Below are 22,848 nucleotides of genomic sequence, written 5' to 3'. Positions count from 1 at the left end.
CGCGAAATTTGATTGGATTGGAAGGGGGTACCCCCTTCCAATCCAATCAAATTCATACTTCGAACAGAATCTGTTTGTGATACAAAACAATTGAAGACTTGTAATTAGCATTTTACACAATTATAAGTACTTGACTGTTCAGTTTACCTAATCGCAAATTAAACCTTTATAAACGCAAGTTCAGGTACTCTCTTTTGACTGATTTCTTAGAATCGCAAATTAAACCTTCATAAGCGCAAATTCAGGTGCTTTCTTTGGACCGATTTCTTGGAATCGCAAACTCATATCCGCTAATCGCAAGTTCAGTTTACCCAATCGCAAATTAAACTTCCATAACTGCAAATTCAAATACTTTCTAAATACTTTCTAAATACTTTCTTTATTTTACATCTATTTCTCCAAACAACATCAAAATCTAACTTTCTCCATCTAAAAACCCCTCTTGCTTAGGCACTGACTACCCTAATTGAGACAGGAATAAAACACCCTATTATGCAGCCAATTGACGGTATTGAACCGGCGATTGGCTGTTTAATTTCGTTTGAATACGGATATTGTTATAATAAGTAATGTATTCTTCGACAATCTGTATCACACATGCGTTCGTTGTGCGATAGATATCGTCGAGATAGAACGTTTCAGACTTTAGAGAGGAATGAAACGTTTCGATTGGGGAATTATCAGCTGGCGTGCCTTTGCGGGACATGCTCATGGTAATTCCCTTTTCTTTGACTGCTTTTTGATAAGCATAGGATGTATAAACAGAACCTTGGTCACTATGCAGGATACAACCTTCCGGTAGCTTGGGCAATTGATGAAGCGTGTCCAACACGAAGTCGGTGTCTTGTTTGAAACCGATAGTTTGTGCCACAATCTCACCATTGAAGACATCGAGAATACTAGAAAGATACATCATTGATTGGCCATAAGGCAAGTACGTAATATCCGTTACTAGCTTCTCCATGGGTTTAGATGCTGAGAAATCACGTGCCAATAAATTCGGTGCGACGTATGCTGGCTGCCCGGTACGCTTCCGTTTCTTCACCTTTACTCTACATTGCCAACCATATTTTTGCATAGTACGCTGCACAGTTTTCTCACAAACTCCTGTGTATAGAGCGGCAATCTTGCGATAACCATATCGGAATTTATGCTGTTTGCACAAGTCGCCAATCTGCTGATCTCGAATTTCTTTTGGAGTGAGTTGATCCTCATTCTTTCTCCAACGATAGTATGATGAGCGACCTACACCTAGGTGCCGACAGATCTCGGCTATTGGCATAATATCCTTTAATTCTTCGACTAATTGGATGACTACTTTTGGCGCCACTTCCTTTCCAATTCTGCGTACTTTTTTAAGACTTCAATCTGCTGTTTCAAATACCGATTCTCTGTCTGTAACTTGGCTGTCTCACTGTCATATTCTGGTCCTTTACCGAAGGTATATTGTTTACCAACTGGTTGATGGAGACGATGGATTTCTCCATTTCGATACCACCGCATCCATGTCTTCAATTGCGTTTTGTTCCGAATATTCAATTCTTCCATTACTTCTTTTACTGGCACCTTAGCCAACCGCATTTCAATGGCCTTCATTTTCACTTCTACTGGATAACTGACTCTTGTTCCCATAGAAAAAACACCTCCGTATTGAATTTAGGTATTGTATACCCGCTTTTCAACGAAAGGTGTTTTTATTTGTCTCATTTTTTTAGGTCAGTGCANACTTCTACTGGATAACTAACTCTTGTCCCCATAGAAAAAACACCTCCGCATTGATGATTTAGGTATTGTATACCCGTTTTTCAACGAAAGGTGTTTTTATTTGTCTCATTTTTTTAGGTCAGTGCGCTTCCGTTTAGCAGAAACCAGGGACTTTTTACGTCTATAGTGGACCGAGTTAATGAACACAGACTGGTGTATTGAGCACAAAGCTATACTCACCGAAGAAGTTGATCTGCTCCAGCCAAAAGGCGAAGGGGGGAGGGATTAATTCTCATTGATGCTTACCGATTGATTTTATATGTTTCACTGTCATCAGCACCGTGAATTTATGGAGTTAACATTTCAGAAGCTTTAATTCTGCAATAACATACTATATGCCATTAAATATAAAGATGTATAGTTACATGAGAAAACTTGAAAGGAGTTTCCTCGTGAATATTACATCATTTTTAATATACTGTTTTATTGTTACTATTACACCAGGACCAACTAATATCGTCATATTATCCACAGTACATAATTTGGGGACAAAAAAGGCAATGGAATATACGTATGGGGCAACTATTGCTTTTGGTTTATTACTCGTTATTTCAGTCATGTTGAATATTATGCTTATAACAATCATACCTAAAATTTTGATCGTTATGCAGTTAATCGGAAGCTTTTATATGCTCTATCTTGCTTATCAAATTTACAAAATGGACACAACAAAACCAAGTGTAAACCAAACCGCTACCTTTGCGTCAGGCTTCCTTATGCAGTTTTTAAATCCAAAGGTGGTACTATTTACAATGACTATAATTCCTGGCTTTATATTGCCCTACTATACCGCAATGCCTGCGTTAACTATAAGTGTTATAGTTATAACTATCATTGGATTTTTAGCGTTTATTACATGGGTTCTTTTCGGTACAATCTTCAAACAATTTTTACAGAATCATAAGAAGATTGTTAATGTAATAATGGCACTATTTTTAGTTTATGCAGCAATAATGATATGGATTTAGGTAGGCTAAGTAAACTATTAAGAGGTGAATTAGATGGACAAATTTATCTATAAAAAATCGGCTGGTATTACTGCGTTGTCTGCAAGTATTACTGATTTTACGTATAAAAAGCACTCTCACATGGAGTATGCAATGGGTGTAACATTGCGTGGTATTCAACATTATAACTTGGATGGTAGTTTACAATTATCCTATCCAAATGGTGTTATGCTTTTTAATCCAGAACAGGCACATGACGGAATGGCACATGATAAGGCAGGCCTTGATTATGTAATGATATATATTGAGCCAGAATTGCTTTTAGAGGCTATTGGGAAAAAGGACATAGTACGTTTTTCAACCCCTATTGTATATTATGATAAAATTAAACAAAATATATTAAGTCTTGCTAATGCAATATTAAGCGAAAAAGATGAGGCTATGTGCAGTGAATTACTCTTATTCCTAACAGATAGCCTACTTCAAACTAATCTTTCTACCGACTATAAGAAAGATGACACTTTAGTTAGAAAAGCAAAGGATATGCTTCATGCCGACTTGAATAATGTACTTAAACTCGACGAGATATGTAAAGAGCTTAATGTATCGAAGTTTCAGTTTATCAGGTCATTCAAGGCTCATACTGGAATTCCACCATACCAATATTTTCTTAACTGCAAGATAGAACGTGCAAAGAAGTTAATAGAGAAAAACAGAGATATTTATTCAGCAGTAGCTGAATGTGGTTTTGTCGATTTAACCCATTTAAATAAACACTTTAAAAGCGTATATGGAACAACAGCATTTGAATATATGTCACATCTAAATTTAGTCAGATAAGATTAAAGGATTTGAAATAAAGGGGGAATAAAATTGGTTTTAAAAGTAGGAGATATTATTGCATTTGAACGGAATTTTTCAGTTGAAGATGTTGAATTGTTTACTAAGGTTTCGGGAGATGAAGGGATTCATCATCTAACCCCAGATGAACAGGGAAGACTTGTAGTTCAAGGGTTACTGACGGCAACTCTGCCAACAAAAGTGGGTGGAGATAATAACGTTCTGGCCCGTACGATGAATTTTGAGTTTTTAAGACCTGTGTTTACGGGAGATACAATAATTTGTGAAGTTAAAATTGAAAAATACGAAAGGCAAGAAAATAAAAATAATAGAACAGCTATTACTGCATCTTTTTTATGTAAAAATCAGAATCTAAAAGAAGTATTAAAAGGGGATTTTTCAGGGATAATACTTTAAATTCTATATACTTTATAACTGGGTAGGTTAGTTCAAGAAGCTACTAACGTAGCGGTTTTCAATACTTCGGAGGCAAGTATTGAAGAACGATATAAAAAACAGGGTATTATTTAATAAAGTCTTTAGATTTGTAGATTTAACAACTGTTTTGAGGATATGGGGATTTATGAGCCATTGATAGACTTTAAAGAGGGAAAAAAATCTGTAGTATTAATGCACATTACAAACATTATTCATTTTAAGTAGTGATTTTTCATGAATATAGAATTACATTTAATATTGAAGAAATATTACATAAGGACATTGAGATAATCAGACAAGGTTAAATTGTTATAAATCGAGAAAAGAAATTTTGAAGTCGATTCAATAATAGCGTTAAAGGTATAATACATACTAAATGTTAAATGGTAGTTAAGAAGATCTGAAATTCTCTTCGTATTCTTTTATAGACAATACTACCAAAGTACAGCAAGTTCCAGCCGGTACATAGAGTAGAGTGTCGTGTTGGGAGATTCTTGTACGTGTACAAAGGGGAATCATAAAATGAGACCTCTTTTATTGTTTCGATATTTTAGTTTACATAATATAAATTATCTTAAGTTGTATTTCATTTAATAAGTATACTTGAAACAGTGAGATATTTTAAGGAAATTCATTTTTTTATGTTTTATCACTCAAAAATAAATTACTAAGAAGTTTTTACTTAAGAATAATTTTTTTACAATTTAGGGTTTATCCTGCTGAATTTCATTTCTACTTCACATAACAACTATTACCCAGTTAAAATACATATTTCTATTTTCAAAAAAAAGCATTTGTTTTTATTTCTTTATGTCTAACTCTAATACTTACATAAGTTACTTTTTCTATTAATTACGTGATAGGTACATTTAGTGTTAGTTACTCCTTCTCCCCACTTTTAGTCTGATATTGCTTCTGTACTATAAATAAAAATAAGGTAATTTAATATGAATATCTTGCTGCTTATAAACTTTTATCTTATATTTAAATAGTATGATTAATACTTTATGAGGAGTGGTTTAAATGGCAAAATCAGCTGCCAAACGAAAACGTGAGCATGAGCTTCGCAATACGGGTAAAGACGTCTCTATGCTACGTAATGATGTCGACTTTAGTACACATGTACGGATGACGAAAACAAAGAAAGAGAAATTAGATCAACAACATAGAAAATATAAAAAGCATTTCGCAAAAGGTATAGTACCTGATGGAAATGCTTTTTATTTATATTTTTTCTGGTTGAAGTTGAATATTAACTCGGTTTCTTTTCAATAAATAAAGAAATAATGTAGATAAACATATACTTGTTATAGCAAATACAATTGCCATATATGGAAGACCAATTATATCTAATAATGCACCGGTTGATAGTAATACTACTTGAAAAGAGACACGATCCATCATATTTCTAAATGAAAAGAAACGACCATGAATTGCTTTAGGCACTTGCTTTTGGAAAATCGTCATAGCTGTTGGGAAAAAGCATCCTATCGCAAATCCAAATAGTGCAAATGCTAGTAGAGTAATGAAAGCCATATCCGCGAAAAATAATAAGAGTTCTGCAAATCCAATAACATAAACAAAGAAAAATAGTATATGTTGTATCTTCCACTTTGTTCCGATATATTTAACAGCGAAAGTTCCTAACATAAATGAAATACCTTCAACTGCATAAATCATCCCTTTAATAGACGAGGAGTCTTGTATTTCGCTGACATTTATCACAATTAAGTTAAAGGACCCAATAAATAATACTGGAATTAGTGCTAATAGAAGCGTCATGAGCACAACTTTATTATCCTTCAGCATAGGGAAAACCTCTTTAAAACCACTCTTCCCTTTTGCAAGTTTCTCTTTAGGCTTCTTAGTTTCATCAATCTTAAGTAGAAAAGTAAATCCGAGTAAGCCTGCATAAGCAATCATAGACATCATGTAAAGTGTTTGGATTGGCCAGTATACTAGAATAAGACCGGCAATTGCTGTTCCAGTTACTCGTGCAATAGTTGCTATATTCATATGCATTCCATTCAACTGCAATAAATCTTGCTCTTTTACTATAAGGGGTAAGGTTGCTTGCAAAGCAGGAAAATAAAAAGAAGCAGATATTTGTAAACTAATTAGAAACAATACCATCCACCATATAGACCCAGTTGAAATCGCAACAAACATAAATAAAACACTTAACACTCGAGCTATACTAGAAACAATTAACACATTCTTCTTCTTGGACTGATCAATTATTCTACCGGCAAGTGGACCCATTAACACACCTGCTAATAGTCCACTTGCTAGTATTAATGATTTATGAAAGTCAGAAGGTACTTTTTCTTGCATAAATTCGAGGTTGCCTATAATACCACTCCATAGACCGAGACCTGCAATCAATTCCCCTATTAAAACAATCCAAACATTCCCATTTCTCCACATATGACACCTTTAATCTTTCTGTTCGACTATTTGTTTCCAAACTCGAACAAGCTGACCATCTTTATCTGTATCCACTATAAATGAACCGTTTGAATAGCGATCGGTTGGACGAAGTGTATTCGTTTGAATGATTTCCTGAACTCCTTTGTCCGTTTCCACAACAAGTTCATCGTCTTTATCCGTTAATATAACTGTATACACTCGATGGGCATTCGTTTTTAGTTCACGAAGCGTTACAATTCCTCGTTTTGCTCGTGCCCCTGCTTCAATTTCTTTTTGCGACATTTTCTTCGCAGCACCACGATGCGTAATTAGTGTAATGTCTTCTGTACTATTTTGAGAAATCACATTTACACTTACTACGAAATCATCATCTTTCAGATTAATACCTTTTACCCCACCTGTTTTTACACCTGTAATCGGAACTTCATCCAGTGAGAATCTAACTGAATAGCTATAGTAAGTTGTTATTAATACGTCATCAGAAGGTGCTACAAGCTGAGCAAGTACAAGTTCATCTTCGTTTTTCAAATTCATCGTTTTAATCGGACGTGCATATCGTTGGACAACATAATCAGAAAGTAAAGAACGTTTAATTTGTCCATCTTTCGTTGCAGTAAGTACACATAAATCTAAATCGAATGATTCGATCCCTATTACATTAATAATCGTTTCATTAGCTTCTAATGGTACTATGCTTGAAATGTGCTGGCCAAGATCTTTCCAACGTATATCCGGTAATTCATGTACAGGCTGATAAATATAGTTCCCTTTTGACGTAAATAGAAGTAAATGATGTTGTGTATTAATCGGCTCTTGATATAACAAGTAATCTGATTCTTTAATAGCAAAATCTTGCCCATTGGACGCATTAAAAGATCTCATACTTGTTCGTTTTATGTAGCCATCTTTCGTGACTGTCACAATTACTTCTTCACTTGGTATTAATACATCTAATGTTACTTTAATTTCTTCAATTTCGTCTTCAATGATGGATTTACGTGGTTCTGCAAATTGTTTTCTAATTTCTAGAAGTTCTTTTTTAATCACTTTCATTAAAACAGATTCTTTTGCTAATATATTCTCTAATTCTTTTACTAATGCATTTAATGTCTGTTCTTCTTTTTGAAGGTCCGTAATGTCTGTATTCGTCAGTCGATACAATTGTAATGACACAATTGCTTCTGCTTGTGGTTCTGAGAAGTCGTATGAACTTATTAAGTTATTTTTAGCATCTTTTTTATCTTTTGATGCTCGAATAGTTCGAATAACGTCATCTAATATAGATAATGCCTTCATCAGACCCGAAACGATGTGTAGACGTTCTCTTGCTTTTTTTAAATCGAATACGGTTCTACGTGTTACCACTTCTTTTTGATGATCAATATAAGAATCTAATAATAATGGCAATGTCATCATAGTTGGACGTCGATTATGAATCGCAATCATATTAAAGTTGTAGGTTACTTGTAAGTCTGTATTCTTGAATAAAAATTGTAAAATGCCATGAGCATCAATTTCTTTTTTCATTTCAATTACGATTCGTAAACCAGTTCGATCCGATTCGTCACGAACATCTGCAATTCCTTCTAAACGTTTATCATGTCGTTGTTCGTCAATTTTTTTTACTAAATTAGCTTTGTTCACTTCGAAAGGGATTTCGGTAATAACGATTTGTTCTTTACCACCTTTAATTGTTTCGATTTCGGTTTTAGATCGAACAACAATTTTACCTTTTCCGGTTTCATATGCTTTTTTAATACCATCGATGCCTTGAATAATACCGCCAGTTGGAAAATCGGGTCCTTTGATAACAGTCATTAGTTCATCTATTGTTGCAGCTGGATTTTCTATACGCATTAAAACTGCATCTAAAGCTTCATGTAATGCATGTGGCGGAATATCCGTTGCATATCCTGCAGAAATACCAGTTGATCCATTTACTAATAGGTTTGGAAAACGAGCCGGTAACACAACTGGCTCTGAATCGGAGTCGTCAAAGTTTGGTATATAGTCCACTGTATTTTTGTTAATATCTCGAAGCAACTCATGTGAAATTGCTGAAAGTCTTGCTTCCGTATAACGCATTGCTGCAGGTGGATCTCCGTCTACTGATCCGTTATTCCCGTGCATCTCTACAAGCATGTGGCGAAGTTTCCAATCTTGACTCATACGAACCATTGCTTCATAAACGGAACTATCACCATGTGGATGATAGTTCCCGATTACATTCCCTACTGTTTTTGCTGATTTTCTAAAAGGTTTATCATTTGTGTTCCCTTCTTGGAACATTGCAAATAAAATACGACGTTGAACTGGTTTTAAGCCGTCTCTTGCATCCGGTAAAGCACGGTCTTGAATAATGTATTTACTATAACGTCCAAACCGATCACCGATCACTTCTTCTAGTGGTAAATCTTGATATCGTTCGGTTTGTGTCATACTAACTCATCCTCCGTGTGAATTCTTTCATTTTCTAATATATTGGAATCATCGTTTAAACTAAAGTTTACATTCGTTTCAATCCACTTACGACGGGGTTCTACTTTATCCCCCATAAGTGTCGTTACATGCCTTTCTGCTCTAGCACCATCTTCAATAGTCACTCGTATTAATGTACGTGTTTCAGGATTCATAGTCGTATCCCATAATTGGTCCGCATTCATTTCCCCAAGTCCCTTATAGCGCTGAAGCATATAACCTTTACCAATCTTTTTAGTTGCAGCATCTAATTCTTTTTCAGTCCAAGCGTATTGAAACACTTCTTTTTTACCTAACCCTTTATAAATTTTATAAAGTGGTGGTAACGCAATATATATTTTTCCATTTTCGATTAATGGTTTCATATAACGATAGAAAAAAGTTAATAAAAGTACTTGGATATGTGCACCGTCTGTATCAGCATCGGTCATAATAATTACTTTATCGTATGCAATATCAGATACTTGAAAATCAGATCCAACACCTCCGCCGATTGCATGAATAATTGTGGAGATCTCTTCATTTTTCATAATATCGGCCAGTTTTGCTTTTTCTGTATTTATTACTTTCCCTCGTAAAGGTAAAATTGCTTGGAATGTACGGTCACGACCCTGTTTAGCGGATCCACCGGCGGAATCTCCTTCGACAAGATACAATTCATTTTTTGCAGCATTTCGTGATTGCGCTGGTGTTAATTTACCAGAAAGAATTGTGTCCGAACGTTTGCGTTTTTTACCATTACGAGCATCTTCTCTAGCTTTACGTGCAGCTTCTCTCGCTTGTTGTGCTCGTATAGCCTTTCGAACTAGAGATCCGGTTAGCTCTGCATTTTCTTCTAAAATATATTGAAGTTTTTCTGAAATAACTCCATCTACTGCACTTCTTGCCTCACTTGTTCCAAGCTTTCCTTTTGTTTGCCCTTCAAACTGTAACAAATTCTCAGGAATACGAACTGAAACGATAGCAGATATACCTTCTCGGATATCAGAGCCCTCTAAATTCTTATCTTTTTCCTTTAACAAATTAGTTTTTCGAGCATATTCATTAAAAACTCTTGTTAAAGCGGCTTTCGCACCTGTTTCATGTGTACCGCCATCACGAGTTCGAACGTTGTTGACAAAAGACAAAATAGTTTCTGAATATCCATCATTAAACTGAAAAGCAAATTCAACTTCTATCTCATCTTGGATGCCTTCCATATAGAAAACAGGATGAATGATATCTTTTTCTTCATTCAAATAAGAAACGAAAGCTTCAATTCCCGTTTCATAAAAAAAGATGTCATGTACACCAGTACGTTCATCTATTAGTTCGATTTTTAAGCCTTTTAATAGAAAAGCGGATTCTCTAAGTCTCTCACTTAGCGTCTCATAATTGTATTTAACGGAAGAAAAGATGGAGCTATCTGGTAAAAAATGAACAGATGTTCCTGTTTCTTTCGTTTTCCCTATTTCTTTTAGTGATTGTACTGTTACACCACCATTTTCAAAACGTTGGATAAATTTCTTGCCATCACGATGTATGATAACTTCAACGACTGATGATAGCGCATTCACAACAGATGCCCCTACACCGTGTAGACCTCCGCTTGTTTTGTAACCGCCTTGTCCAAATTTTCCTCCAGCATGTAGAACGGTAAAAATGACTTCAGCAGTTGGTTTACCAGTTTTATGTACTCCAGTTGGCATTCCACGTCCAAAATCTCGGACTGTAATGCTTTGATCCTCATGAATTGTTACAATAATATGGTCACCAAAACCTGCTAAGCTTTCGTCCACTGCATTATCAACAATCTCATATACTAAATGATGCAACCCTCGTGCATCTGTTGAGCCGATATACATACCAGGTCTCTTTCGAACGGCTTCTAATCCTTCAAGAACCTGAATATCGTCATCACTATAACTTGTTAAAGCATCTTTTTTACTCAAATATGTTCCCCTCCAAAAAAAACAAAACATCTGTTCTTCACTTATGTTTAAGCGTACAAACAGAAAGTGTGTCTGTCAATAGTTCCAGTATACTCACCGAAACTTAATTGTAAATAAATATGAAATAGATTGCAATTCACCTATGACTAGCATTCTATATTTATCCTCGTAAATCCTTCTTTACATTGAACAGAACTTAGCGTACATGTTAAACTAAGAAAGTTCAATATATTATTAGAGTTCTCATTAAAGGAGTATACTATGACTATTATCATTTTACTTTTACTTGCTTATGTGATTGGTTCAATTCCATCCGGTCTTTGGATTGGAAAGTTATTTTATAATACGGATATCCGTGAACACGGAAGCGGTAATTTGGGTGGAACAAATACGTTTCGCACACTTGGAAAAAAAGCAGGTTTAGTAGTTACGATCATGGATATATTGAAAGGGACTGCAGCTACTCTTCTCGGGTCATTACCATTTTTTGAATCAACGAATATCCATCCTTTAATTTTAGGAATTTTAGCTGTGGTTGGCCATATGTTTCCTATATTTGCTCGCTTTAAAGGTGGGAAAGCTGTTGCAACTTCTGGTGGGATTCTTCTTGGGTATAACTGGCCGATATTTATACTATTAATAGTTGGTTTTTTCATTATACTCAAGCTAACGAAAATGGTTTCTCTTACATCAATGATTTTAGCTCTTATTGCCCTTTTATATTCCGTTATTTATTATTTTACAGTCGAACATGATTTACCTTTGATTGGTATTATTTTGATTATAACAATTTTCATCTTTTATCGACACCGCTCTAACATTAAACGAATTAAAGAAGGAACTGAACCAAAAGTAAAATGGATATAACCTAATGAAAGCTTGGTGGTTAATGTGAAAATTTTCATCTCTCCAAATGCACTAAGATGGTTTAAAGAAGAAATGGAAGCAAAATCCGGTGATACAATTCGCTTTTATGCTCGATATGGTGGATCAAGTCCATTGCATGATGGATTTTCAATTGGCATGACAATGGATACACCAGTTATTCCTTCCGTAACTGTGAAAAATGACGATATTATGTTCTTCATAGAAGAACGAGACGCATGGTTTTTCGATGGACATGACTTGTATGTAGATGTAGATTCAAAATTAGATGAGCTTGCATATTCATATAAAAAAGCGTGAGAGAATCACGCTTCAGACTGTTGACAAACGCTTTCATTCTTCGTTGCTTGCACATCGTTGTAAGCTCATGAACTTAAGTTCTATTCGCTTCCGCCTCATGCTGGCGCGCCTCGACTGCCAAGCGTTTTCAAGGCAGTCTGAAATATCACCTTCGCAATGGATATTTAACAGAATCTCGCTTCATGAAAACAGACAAAACTATATTTTTAAGATCTTATTTCTGATTTTTGAAAGACATCCGGGTTTCTCTTTCCGGATGTCTTTTATTTATGGTAACGATGCAACAAACTATTTAAATCTTTTAAGCTGCTCCAGCTGTCCTTCTTTTTTCATAATGTCGTATTCGTATTGTCCAAACAAATCAAAATGTGGGTAATCCTCTTTATGATCAATCCACTCTTCCTTTAATCCGTATTGTTTCCCCCATTCGATTAATGTTGCTAAATTACTGCAACCTACTTTTGTAACAGTGTTACAACCAGGGAAGCGTTCATCTAGCCAATAGTGAGTGAGAAAAGCTATTTGTTCTTTTTTAACTGAAGCTTTCCATTTCAATAATTCCTCACGTGTGATTCCAAAAGCCATTAATCGATCACCTTAGCAATTTCTCTGTATTTAGCATCCCAATCTGGACTGATCTTACTGAGGGATACTGGGCGGAAATTGTCTTTTTTGACAATGACATGCTCAGATGTGGCAGTAGATGCAACTGTACCGTCTTCATGTACTATTTCATAACCATATGTAGTACGAAGCTTGCCGTGTGTTTCTATCCATGTTCTCACGACTACTGTTTCCCCATATTTAACAGAAGATTTATAGTTAATATTCACATTTGTAACGGGAGATATGTAACCATCTGATTCTAAACCAGCATATGTAAACCCTAAATCTTGAATAAGTTTAGTACGACCTATTTCTAACCATATGACATAATTTGCATGATACACAACACCCATTTGATCTGTTTCTGCATAACGTACTTCAATTTCTTTTTCGCTTATAAACATATAAATGTCACCTCAAACTTATTATACAAAAAGATGACATAAAAAGCTGAAAGAGAGATTGCCATACCGTACATAATAATGCAGTCAGTTATTTCATTCTAACTGACTGCAAGTTTTATATTTTATTTCTTTTGTGTACATAAAGCTAGTTCTTGCAACCTTTTTTTATCTATTTTACCAACATCCGTTCGTGGAAGCTCTTGTAGAATGAATACCTTCTTAGGCACTTTATAGCTTCCAAGCGACTTTTTGCAATGTTGAATGATTTCCGTCTCAAAAAATTCTTTTGTTTCCTTACATGTTAAGAAGGCGGTAACGCATTCTCCCCATTTCTCATCTTTGACACCAATCACCGCTGCTTCTCGTATATTTGGATGTAATACGAGACACTGCTCAACTTCCTGCGGATAAATATTTTCTCCGCCTGAAATGATCATCTCTTTTTTTCTTCCAACGATATAATAATCACCGTCTTCATCACATTTAGCTAGATCGCCTGTTTTCAGCCATCCATTATCAAATGTTCTTGTTGTCTCTATTTCATTGTTCCAATACTTAGTGAACACATGCTTTCCATATATATATAGCTCTCCGACTTCGTTTATTTTACAAGGTTCACCAAAATCATTAACAACCTTTACTTGATTAAATTGCATGCACTTTCCTACTGAACCTTTTTTCTTAAGTGCATCATTAGGGTGAATGAAAAAATTATTAGGTCCGGCTTCTGTAAGACCATAACCTTCTTTAAAAAGAATCCCTCTTTCTTCAAACTGATAATAGATGTTTTTTGGACATGGTGCTCCTCCCGACAAAAAGACTCTAACAGTTGGAAAGCTAGCTGTTTTTATATACTCTGTCTCGAGCATAGCTTGATACATCGTTGGCACAAACAAAGAGAGAGTCGTCTTGTATGTATTTAACGCTATTAGAGCCTCTTCTGCATCGAAACGACTACCAGTTACAACAGTTCCGCCACACATCAAAATAGGAATACAAAGGGCGTTTAAGCCTCCAGTATGAAACATAGGCATGTAATTTAATGTACAATCTAAATCACTTAGTCCCCAGCTAATAATCGTATTAATCGCATTCCAGTTCACAGCTTCAAAAGAAATGACAACTCCTTTTGGTTTACCGGTTGTTCCACCAGTATATATGATGATCCAAGGATCAGTTGCCTCCCAATGAATGTTAGGTTCGAATAATGCTATATCATCAAACAGAGTGTTGACTAATAATCGATCCACTTCTGTCCATGTATTACAAATAGATTGATGCTCCTCATCATGAATAATGAGAACCGGCTGACAATCATCTAGTATATAAGTAAGTTCTGATCTACTTAATCGGTAGTTAAGCGGAACGTAAAGAAGTCCTTTCATTCCACAAGCAAATAAAATGGCAAATAATTCGATTCTGTTTTGTGACAAAATGACGACTCGATCGCCCTTCTTATAATCTTGACGTTGGAAATAGTGCATCCATTTGGATATATGATTGGTTAATGTTTCATAACTCCATTCTTCCCCCGAATTGCTATCAATTAAAGCAGTTTTTGTTGGAGACAGTGCTGCACGTTTATAAATCCAAGCTTGTTCTGTATACACATTGCACCGCTCCTTTCGTTACATCATGATCCCACCATCTACTTGAAGCACATGACCATGAACATAACTAGATTCATCTGAAGCTAAAAATAAATAAGCGTTCGCAATATCTCTAGGGTCTCCAAGTCGTTGTAAGGCAACTACTGATTTCATCTGATCGATAATCTTTTCAGGCATCTTTGCAACCATCGCAGTATACGTAAAACCAGGCGCGACAGCGTTTACATTAATTCCTTTTCGTCCAAGTTCTTTCGCCCAAGTTTTTGTCATTCCGATAACAGCTGCTTTCGATGCAGCATAATTTGTTTGACCGACATTGCCGTAAACACCAGTTACGGAAGATGTGTTAATAATTTTTCCATGGCCTTGCTCAACTAAATGAGGAACCACTGCTTGTGTGCAATGGAAAACTCCTGTTAAATTCACGTCCAAAACACGGGAAAAATCTTCTACTGTCATTTTAGTGAGCATTGCATCTCTTGTTATTCCAGCATTATTTACTAAAATATGAACTTTTCCAAAATGCTCAATTGTTTGTCGAACAAGGGAATCTACACTTTCTCGGTTAGCTACATCTACTTGGATAAACTTTGCTTCATACCCTTGTGCCGTCAGAGCATTTTCTTGCTCTAATCCAGCTTCCGCATCATAATCCGCTAAGACTACTTTTGCTCCTTCTTCTGCAAACCGAAGAGCTGCGGCTAATCCTATTCCATTTGCAGCACCTGTAATAATTGCCACTTTATCTTTTAATCTCATTATGCATTCTCCTTTAGTCCAATTCTCCTTGGCTTATTTGATTTCGCTTTTATCTAACTTAAAAATGATTCGATACGTTGAGTTAACTGCTCCAAATCATCGATTAATGGAGAATGACCGCAATTGACTAACGGAACATAAGTAGCATTGTCACCTAAGTCAGCTACAATTTCCTGTGTCATTTCTTCCGTGACAACATAATCACGATCTCCTCTTAAGATTAATACAGGAATCTTTATATCTTTTGCTTGATCTGTTCCATTTGTTACTCCATTATGAGAAGCACTTATATTAAAAGTGTTTAAAGAATAGTAAACATCGACTAAATTGCGCTGGGTCAACATATCTTCCACATATGCATCATAATGTTCTTCACATGGCTGATTATGAGAATAGATAGCTGCATTCCAAACTGCTTTTAATCCTTCTCTATTTTTAGAATCATATAATCCTTGCATAGCTAATGTTTTAGAAGGATCTGTTTCTACTTCTTCCAAAGTTTGTAGTCTATGCTCAAAGTTTTGTGAGCCATCTGCATTTGTACCAAAGAACGGATAGCCTCTCGTAGATGCAGATGCAAGTAGTACTAGTTTCTCGCAGTAACCAGGATAATCAGCAACAAACTGCATACAAATTGCACCACCAGTAGACCAACCGATCAAATGAAAGTGTTTTAGCTCTAATGCATCCACAAAACCTTTTAGATCTTCTGAAAAATCTTTTATTCCTTGTACACGTGTATGATAAGTCGATTGTCCAAAACCTCTAAGATCCACAGCGAACACTTTATATCGTGTATCTAACTTATCGATTAAAACATCCCAATGCTTAGAAGAGGTCATATTTCCGTGAACTAACACAATCACCTCTTCACCGCCTGGACGTTCGCGATACGCAATGGATTCTCCATTTGATAATTGCACTTTTTGTAAACTCATTTACTTACACTCCTTTCATGATTTCCCCATCTTACAGCTACTGCTCCCCAAGCGTAGCCGATCCCAGCACTTACTAAAACTGCTAAGTCTCCGTCTTTTAACTTCCCAGCTTTCTCTGCGAGCTCTAACGAAATAATTTGATCCATTTGTCCAATATGTCCGTAATCACTTAAGTAAATAGATTTTTCGTCCGTTAACCCTAATTCATCTAAGACAAAATCATGAGCAGATTTTTTCATATGAAGTATAGCTAAATAATCAATATCTCCCTCTGAGTAACCGCTTTTCAACAATGAATTACGAATAACCTTTAAAAAGTTTTGCATCGATTTCTGTTCGAGCCTAGCTTTCATACCTTCAGGATCCATTACATCTAAACGAAATAATCCTTTTTGTAAATGCTCCGTCGTAAGGGGTTCTTTAGTTCCTCCAACTGGGACGACTACATCTTCTGAGAATGATCCATCTGTGATAATGTCAGATTCCAATATAATGTTTTTATCATGATCCTTTTTTAGAATCATTGCTGCTCCACCTGCACCAAGATTAAACATGAAACGTGTACGTTCATTTGTGTAATCGATAAAGTCACTGTTTCGATAGCCACCTGCAAGTAGAACCGTATTAATAGTAGAATCTGATTCCATCATACTTTTCGCTACTTTAATAGCCATTATAGTCGTGCCACAACGGAGGGCAACATCAAAACCCCAAGCATGGTAGGCACCTATCTCTTCTTGCAATTTAATCGCTGCGGTCCATAATGGATATTCCTTATGTTCTTCTCCTATATAAATGACAAGATCAATCGTCTTTGGATCAACCTTTCCTTTTTGAAGGGCTTTCTCTGCAGCTCGAATACCCATCATAACCGTATGATCGTCTAGACCTGGTATTGGTTTTTGTGTGATACCCATTTTGTTTTGAACAACATCTATTGGTAAATTCGAGAGGGTAGCGATTTCCTCAGCAGTCATGATTGTTTCTGGTAAGTAAACACCAGTACTAACGATTCCTACTGTCATTTTGCAACCTCCTTTACTTTAGAGGTGTTTAGAACTACACTCACATCTTTGTTTTTTCGTTTCCAAAAAGCATAGCGAATCGTACCAACAATACCTCTTGGGAAAAATATGACCGCTAATATATAAATGATACCGAAGAAAATAATCCATCTTTCAAAAATAGGATGCTCCTTAGCAAGACCTGATAAATAATGCTGTGCTAATTCGATGACACCAGCACCTATAATAGGACCTATTAATGTTCCTACTCCACCTATAATGGTCATAAGCAATGCATCCAATGTAATATCCATTGTCAAAACACTTGTATTCACGAAACGCAAGGAAACTGCGTACAAAGATCCTGCTAAACTTGCAACGATACCTGCAACGACAGAAGCTATTACTTTGTAATGCAATGTTTTATATCCTAATGATTTCGTCCGTTGCTCATTTTCACGGACAGCTATTAATACTCTTCCAAGTGGAGAACTTACGAATCTGCGCAAGAAAAAGTATACGAGTACTAAACAAATAAGCACTAATAGGTAAAACATCACTCTATCTTTAAATAATTCAGGTGCACGGAAGGTGAATCCATCATTTCCATGTGTTAATGTTCTCCATTTTTCGGCAAGTACTAAAAATAAGCCAGATACAGCCAATGTTAACATCGCAAAAAAATGACTTTTTAACCGTAAAGTAAGTAGCCCTACTAAAAAACTAATGATTCCAGCTATAATCATGCCAATAGCGATCGAGAAAAAAAATACTCCTAAACTAGCTTCAAATTTATTTAGCATGATTGCTGTTGTATAGGCACCCATTCCAAAAAACATTGCATGACCAAAAGACACAATTCCTGTATAACCTAGTAAAATATCATAGCTCATCGCCAAAATAGAGAAGATAAATATTTGGGTAAGTAAGATCGTCCATGTGCGGGAGTCAGACACAAATGGAAAAACAGCAAGAGCAGCTACTAATACTAGTAGTACCCCATTATTAACTTGAAATTTAGACTTCATTACGCATCATCATCCTTTCACTGTAAACAAACCTTGCGGACGGAAAATTAATACAATAGCCATTAGCATCATATTAACCGCAAGTGATAGAGCAGGAACGTAGTACGCCATGAAGCTACCTGCAAGTCCTACGAGTATTGCTGCAAGAAGAGAACCTGGAAAACTTCCCATCCCACCAATAACAACAACGATAAAAGCTAAAATAGCAAATTCCATACCCATTTCTGCGTAAATTACTCCGGAGTAAGGAGCCATTAATACTCCACCTAAAGCAGCAAGAGCAGCTCCAACCATAAATACATATAAAAATACTTGTTTAATGTTAATACCAAGTGCTTGCACCATCTCTTTATTCATTACACCCGCACGTACGATTAATCCGATTTTGGTACGTTTTAATATAAATTGAAAAATCCCAAAAATCACGAATCCAACTATGATGATGAACAAACGGTATTTAATAATAATTACCTCACCAAGCTCCCAGCTCCCTGACAGCAATGGAGGTGTTTTAGCTGCTATTTGATTTGGACCGAAAACTACTTTCAGCATCTCTGATAACACAATCATAAAGCCAAGTGTAATAAGTATTTGCTGAATGTGATTACCATAAACTGGCGTTATTATTAGCTTTTCTGTAATAAAACCAAGGACAATTCCTGTAACAATTGCTCCTATGATTGCTATTGTGAAGCTATTTGTAAGTCCATAAAACCAAACACCTGAAAAGGCTCCCCATGCAAAAAGCCCACCATGTGCAAAATTCAATACATCCATTAATCCGAATATTAATGTTAATCCAGCTGCGAGAAGAAAAATTAACATTCCTGTTGCTAGACCATTGATTAATAAATTAATGATTAACTCCATCCTAAAACCCCCTTACCCAATTCCTAAGTACTTACGTTTTAACTCTTCGTTCTGCACTAAATCGCTCATTTGCCCTGATTGAACTGTTTCTCCATCATCAATAAGTGTATATGTATCCCCAATTCTACTGGCCATGATGAAGTTTTGTTCCACTAAAATAATTGTTGTTTGTTTTTTCATTTCGTTTATCGCTTCCATTACCTTTTCAATGACTACTGGCGCGAGTCCTTTGGACGGTTCATCGATAAGTAGCAGTTTACTTTCATTTACAAAAGCTCTTGCCATCGATAGCATTTGTTTTTGTCCGCCCGACAAATGTCCACCGTCTTTTTTCCAGTATTTTTTTAAGTCTGGGAATAGATTGAGAACATACTCTTGCCTTTCCTTTGCGGAATCATCGTCTTTTCTCATTGCTACCTTTAAATTTTCTTCCACTGTTAACGCACCGAAAATTCCTTGATCCTCTGGCACATAACCAATTCCGTTAGATGCAATACGATGTGTGGGATTTTTCGTAATGGCTTCATCCTCAAAAGTAATTGCTCCAGATGTGGCAGGGGTCAAACCCATAATCGTTTTAAGCGTAGTTGTTTTTCCCGCTCCATTCCTTCCTAATAAAACACTTACTTCTCCAGCTTTTGCCTCAAATGAAACACCTTGTAATATGTGATACTGACCAATATGTGTATGAACATTTTCTACTTTAAGTAAGCTGCTCATCGTATAACCCTCCTAAATAAGCTTGTTGAACAGTCTCGTTCTCCATAATGTCTGAAGGGGTACCGTCGGCAAGCAATTTACCATTAAAAAGAACCATAATAGAATCAGACAAGTCCATGATCATATCCATTTTATGTTCAATTAATAAAATGGTTTTTTCTCCCGTTTGTTTAATTTGTTTAATCACATCTAGAATAGCTGGTACTTCCTCTAAAGACATTCCAGCAGTAGGCTCATCGAGCAGAAGGACTTCTGTATCTAACGCAAGTAACATAGCAATCTCTAGCTTTCTTTTTTCTCCATGAGATAGCTGATTAGCAATGGAATTTGCTTTGTTCGAAAGTAAAACTATTTCTAGTAATTTTTCCGCTTGAATATGCAAATCTTTGTATGCGATAAAATGCCGAAACATTTGATAACGTATATTTTCTTTAGATTGGACAGCTAGCCGAACATTTTCTATGACGGTGAGATTCGGAAATACGTTAGTAATTTGAAACGACCGCCCGAGGCCTTTTCTTGTACGTTCTACAGATGAGTACTTTGCCATCGATTCTCCCCTAAAGATGACATCCCCCTCCGTAGGCTTTAACTCTCCGCTGATTAAATTAAAGAATGTCGTTTTTCCGGCACCATTCGGTCCTATAATCGACTTAAAATGTTTCGCAGGCATCGCAAAATTCACATGATCAACAGCAGTTTGCCCGCCGAATTTTATTGTTAAATTCTCTGTTTTCAATAATGGTTCCAATATCAACATACCCCTTTCATCTGCCGCTCTCCATATCATAGAACTTGCTCTATAATATGGAGAGGGACAGACCTAATTTCTTAGGCTGTCACATCTCATTTTTATTTATTACCTAAAATTGGTGGTTCTGTTTCTTCAGGAGATAATTCTCTTATAAGAACTGGAACTGGGTATGGTACACCATCTTGTTTTTCCAGTTTAATAGAGTATAGAGGTTGCAGTGCTTGATGGTCTTCAGGACGGAAAGTCATTTTGCCTTTTGGTGTATCAAATGACATTCCTTCCATCACTTTAATCAATTCTGTTCCATCTGCATTACCTTCTGATTTTTTCAAAGCTTCCACAATAGAAATTGCCGCAGACATTCCACCAGGAGTGAATAGGTCAGGTACTTCCCCATTGAAACGTTTTTTATGTTCTTCTACTAACCAATCGTTTATTGGATTTTTAGGAAGTGTATGATAATAAACAGAGAATCCTTCCATTCCAACTAATGGTTCCATTACAGATAATGCTGGAATATCTGGAGCTCCAGTTGAAATTTTGATTCCTTTATCTTGCATTTTTAAGTCTGCAATTTGGTTCCAAGGCGAATTGGCTCCTGCCCAAACAACAAATAAATAGTCCGGTTTTGCTTGAATAATTTTTTGTAAATTGGATGTGAAATCCGTAGCAGCAGGATCTGCAAATTCTTCCAGTACTACCTCCGCACCTAATTTTTCTGCAGCAGCTTTAAATGCAGCTACTCCGTCCCATCCAAATGAATAATCTGGAGCAAACGTTGCTATTTTCACACCTGGCTTCGCTATAGCCGCTGCACCAGCAACTGCATCTTGTGAGGAGTTTCGTCCTGTTCTGAAAATATACGGATTAAACTCTGAACCTGTAATACTATCTGCAACTGCAGGTTCTACAACCATAATCTTTTCATATTCTTCCGCAAGCGGGAGAACTGCTAATGTGTCTCCAGAACTGGAGGATCCAACTAAAAAGTCAACTTTGTCTTCTTCTAGTAACTTCGTCGCTTTTTGAACAGCCACTTCTGGTTTTGTTTCCGTATCTTCAAATACGACTTCAATCTTCTTCCCTGCTACTTCCATTGACCCGTCTGTAGCATATTCAAGACCTAATTCAAATCCATTTTTCGTTTGTTTGCCGTAAGACTCCAGTGCACCAGTTAACGATGCAAGCACGCCAATCTTGATTGTTCCTTTTTCTTCTGTCACTTCACCTGATACTGGAGATGTTCCTTCTTTTTCTTCTTCTTTCGTAGTACTTGCCTTATCGCTACAAGCAGCACTGATGATCAAAATACATACAAGAGTTAAAAATAAACCCCATCTTTTTATCATGAAAATCCCCCTTTTATCCATTTGTAAGCGTTCTCATGCTTCAGTTAAATCGTACATAATAGAAGTTACAAAAGAGTTACAAAAGCAATAGCTTTTGTAACTCTTTTGCGACGAGTATGCGAAGCAGCGCAGGAGCAGGTTGTTTTCTCTGAAACGAATAACTGCCGTAGAAAAAGTTCTTTTCTTACGACAAGTAAACAATATAGTTAAACTTAACTTATCCACGTTATATGTGAATCCGTGATTTCCCACTGTCCTTCTTTATATTGAACGGTAATTTCGACTCCAACAGCACCAAGCTTTGATCTATATTTTGAACCTTCAAAGTTAATAGTATGATTAGTTTGAAAATCCACTTTTTCAAGGTTTAAAAGTATTCCATATAGTGCATGAGTATCAGAATCAGTATTGTATAATCCTTTATCTTGTAATTCTTCCAATGTAGCATCCATTACTTCAACTCTATACTTAGTTTGAAAGAAACTTAATATATCCTCTTTTTCTTCTTCAGATAAATCATTGAAATTGCTCATATCTATAGCAATGAATTCCATGTCACCATTTAAGCCTGGATCTAAATCTATAATTGAATCCAATGCAAGCCTGTATGCTTCCTCTAAATGTACTTTTATGCTTTCTCCATTGCTACAAGCAGAAATTAAGAAGACACAAATTAATACCAAGGTAAAATGCTTTAACTTCAAAGAAATTCCTCCCTTTGTTGCAAAAAAAAGAGCAGATAATGAGTTCTCAAATTCATCATAAGCCCTTTTTCTTGAGTAATACTTTTTCA

The 22,848-nt window shown here is 35.9% G+C and carries 22 protein-coding genes; 6 read left to right on the top strand and 16 right to left on the bottom strand.

Annotated features, from left to right (window positions below; genetic code table 11):
- Positions 1-490 precede the first annotated feature (490 nt).
- A protein-coding gene (locus FG384_RS12760; protein WP_240793422.1) for an IS3 family transposase occupies positions 491-1,632 on the bottom strand; the annotation gives its coding sequence in 2 pieces (ribosomal slippage) (positions 491-1,362 and positions 1,362-1,632; 1,143 coding nt in all).
- 524 nt (positions 1,633-2,156) lie between these two features.
- On the opposite strand from FG384_RS12760, the gene FG384_RS12755 reads away from it, so the two are divergent.
- From FG384_RS12755 to FG384_RS12740, 4 genes are all read left to right on the top strand, one after another.
- Positions 2,157-2,732, top strand: coding sequence for a LysE family translocator (locus FG384_RS12755; protein WP_142642985.1), 576 nt, complete (start codon positions 2,157-2,159; stop codon positions 2,730-2,732).
- Between the two features lie 33 nt (positions 2,733-2,765).
- Positions 2,766-3,551 carry an AraC family transcriptional regulator gene (locus tag FG384_RS12750; RefSeq protein WP_142642984.1) on the top strand — a complete coding sequence of 262 codons (786 nt, stop codon included), beginning with the start codon at positions 2,766-2,768 and terminating at the stop codon, positions 3,549-3,551.
- A gap of 33 nt (positions 3,552-3,584) precedes the next feature.
- A complete protein-coding gene (locus FG384_RS12745) occupies positions 3,585-3,968 on the top strand; it encodes a hotdog domain-containing protein (protein WP_142642983.1) in 384 nt (127 codons plus the stop codon).
- Between the two features lie 1,044 nt (positions 3,969-5,012).
- A complete protein-coding gene (locus FG384_RS12740) occupies positions 5,013-5,264 on the top strand; it encodes a hypothetical protein (RefSeq protein ID WP_142642982.1) in 252 nt (83 codons plus the stop codon).
- Here the strand turns inward: FG384_RS12740 and FG384_RS12735 are convergent.
- Genes FG384_RS12735 through parE form a run of 3 tightly spaced genes read right to left on the bottom strand, consistent with a single transcriptional unit; the run spans position 5,214 to position 10,828 of the window.
- Complete coding sequence (locus FG384_RS12735; protein WP_142642981.1) at positions 5,214-6,416, bottom strand: MFS transporter; 1,203 nt, start codon at positions 6,414-6,416, stop codon at positions 5,214-5,216. The genes FG384_RS12740 and FG384_RS12735 overlap by 51 nt on opposite strands.
- A gap of 9 nt (positions 6,417-6,425) precedes the next feature.
- Positions 6,426-8,858: a DNA topoisomerase IV subunit A gene (parC, locus tag FG384_RS12730; protein WP_142642980.1), complete on the bottom strand. Its 2,433-nt coding sequence runs from the start codon at positions 8,856-8,858 to the stop codon at positions 6,426-6,428.
- The gene (gene parE, locus FG384_RS12725; RefSeq protein WP_142642979.1) at positions 8,855-10,828 is read right to left on the bottom strand and encodes a DNA topoisomerase IV subunit B; all 1,974 of its coding nucleotides are present in this window, start codon (positions 10,826-10,828) and stop codon (positions 8,855-8,857) included. Before parE ends, parC begins: the two co-directional genes overlap by 4 nt.
- Before the next feature lie 261 nt (positions 10,829-11,089).
- On the opposite strand from parE, the gene plsY reads away from it, so the two are divergent.
- Positions 11,090-11,695, top strand: a complete 606-nt coding sequence (gene plsY, locus FG384_RS12720) for a glycerol-3-phosphate 1-O-acyltransferase PlsY (protein WP_142642978.1) — start codon at positions 11,090-11,092, stop codon at positions 11,693-11,695.
- Positions 11,696-11,719: 24 nt separating this feature from the next.
- On the top strand, positions 11,720-12,013 hold the full coding sequence (locus FG384_RS12715; protein ID WP_142642977.1) for a HesB/YadR/YfhF family protein: 294 nt from the start codon (positions 11,720-11,722) through the stop codon (positions 12,011-12,013).
- A gap of 288 nt (positions 12,014-12,301) precedes the next feature.
- Here FG384_RS12715 and FG384_RS12710 read toward each other — a convergent pair whose 3' ends face one another.
- The 12 genes from FG384_RS12710 to FG384_RS12655 all read right to left on the bottom strand — a co-directional run bounded on the left by FG384_RS12710 (position 12,302) and on the right by FG384_RS12655 (position 22,759).
- Positions 12,302-12,598 carry a hypothetical protein gene (locus tag FG384_RS12710; protein ID WP_142642976.1) on the bottom strand — a complete coding sequence of 99 codons (297 nt, stop codon included), beginning with the start codon at positions 12,596-12,598 and terminating at the stop codon, positions 12,302-12,304.
- Positions 12,598-13,023 carry an acyl-CoA thioesterase gene (locus FG384_RS12705; RefSeq protein ID WP_142642975.1) on the bottom strand — a complete coding sequence of 142 codons (426 nt, stop codon included), beginning with the start codon at positions 13,021-13,023 and terminating at the stop codon, positions 12,598-12,600. The genes FG384_RS12710 and FG384_RS12705 overlap by 1 nt, the downstream gene beginning before the upstream one ends.
- Before the next feature lie 122 nt (positions 13,024-13,145).
- Positions 13,146-14,633 (bottom strand): AMP-binding protein, encoded by a 1,488-nt coding sequence (locus FG384_RS12700; protein WP_142642974.1) that lies wholly within the window; start codon positions 14,631-14,633, stop codon positions 13,146-13,148.
- Between the two features lie 18 nt (positions 14,634-14,651).
- Entirely contained in the window at positions 14,652-15,392 is a 741-nt protein-coding gene (gene fabG, locus FG384_RS12695) for a 3-oxoacyl-ACP reductase FabG (protein ID WP_142642973.1), read from the bottom strand.
- A gap of 53 nt (positions 15,393-15,445) precedes the next feature.
- Complete coding sequence (gene phaZ / locus FG384_RS12690; RefSeq protein ID WP_142642972.1) at positions 15,446-16,330, bottom strand: intracellular short-chain-length polyhydroxyalkanoate depolymerase; 885 nt, start codon at positions 16,328-16,330, stop codon at positions 15,446-15,448.
- Positions 16,327-17,355, bottom strand: a complete 1,029-nt coding sequence (locus FG384_RS12685; RefSeq protein WP_142642971.1) for a 3-oxoacyl-ACP synthase — start codon at positions 17,353-17,355, stop codon at positions 16,327-16,329. Before FG384_RS12685 ends, phaZ begins: the two co-directional genes overlap by 4 nt.
- Positions 17,352-18,362, bottom strand: a complete 1,011-nt coding sequence (locus tag FG384_RS12680; protein WP_142642970.1) for a branched-chain amino acid ABC transporter permease — start codon at positions 18,360-18,362, stop codon at positions 17,352-17,354. The genes FG384_RS12685 and FG384_RS12680 overlap by 4 nt, the downstream gene beginning before the upstream one ends.
- A 9-nt stretch (positions 18,363-18,371) precedes the next feature.
- Positions 18,372-19,232 (bottom strand): branched-chain amino acid ABC transporter permease, encoded by an 861-nt coding sequence (locus tag FG384_RS12675; protein ID WP_142642969.1) that lies wholly within the window; start codon positions 19,230-19,232, stop codon positions 18,372-18,374.
- Positions 19,233-19,244: 12 nt separating this feature from the next.
- Positions 19,245-19,952: an ABC transporter ATP-binding protein gene (locus FG384_RS12670; protein WP_142642968.1), complete on the bottom strand. Its 708-nt coding sequence runs from the start codon at positions 19,950-19,952 to the stop codon at positions 19,245-19,247.
- Positions 19,936-20,703 carry an ABC transporter ATP-binding protein gene (locus tag FG384_RS12665; protein WP_142642967.1) on the bottom strand — a complete coding sequence of 256 codons (768 nt, stop codon included), beginning with the start codon at positions 20,701-20,703 and terminating at the stop codon, positions 19,936-19,938. The genes FG384_RS12670 and FG384_RS12665 overlap by 17 nt, the downstream gene beginning before the upstream one ends.
- A 101-nt stretch (positions 20,704-20,804) precedes the next feature.
- On the bottom strand, positions 20,805-22,055 hold the full coding sequence (locus FG384_RS12660; RefSeq protein ID WP_142642966.1) for a substrate-binding domain-containing protein: 1,251 nt from the start codon (positions 22,053-22,055) through the stop codon (positions 20,805-20,807).
- A 212-nt stretch (positions 22,056-22,267) separates the two neighbouring features.
- The gene (locus tag FG384_RS12655) at positions 22,268-22,759 is read right to left on the bottom strand and encodes a peptide ABC transporter substrate-binding protein (protein WP_142642965.1); all 492 of its coding nucleotides are present in this window, start codon (positions 22,757-22,759) and stop codon (positions 22,268-22,270) included.
- Positions 22,760-22,848 lie beyond the last annotated feature (89 nt).

It is taken from the genome of Psychrobacillus vulpis (genome assembly GCF_006861825.1).
Taxonomy (GTDB): Bacteria; Bacillota; Bacilli; order Bacillales_A; family Planococcaceae; genus Psychrobacillus; species Psychrobacillus vulpis.
The sequence above is the reverse complement of the archived record's forward strand: the minus strand, read 5'-3'. Positions and strand labels throughout refer to the sequence as shown.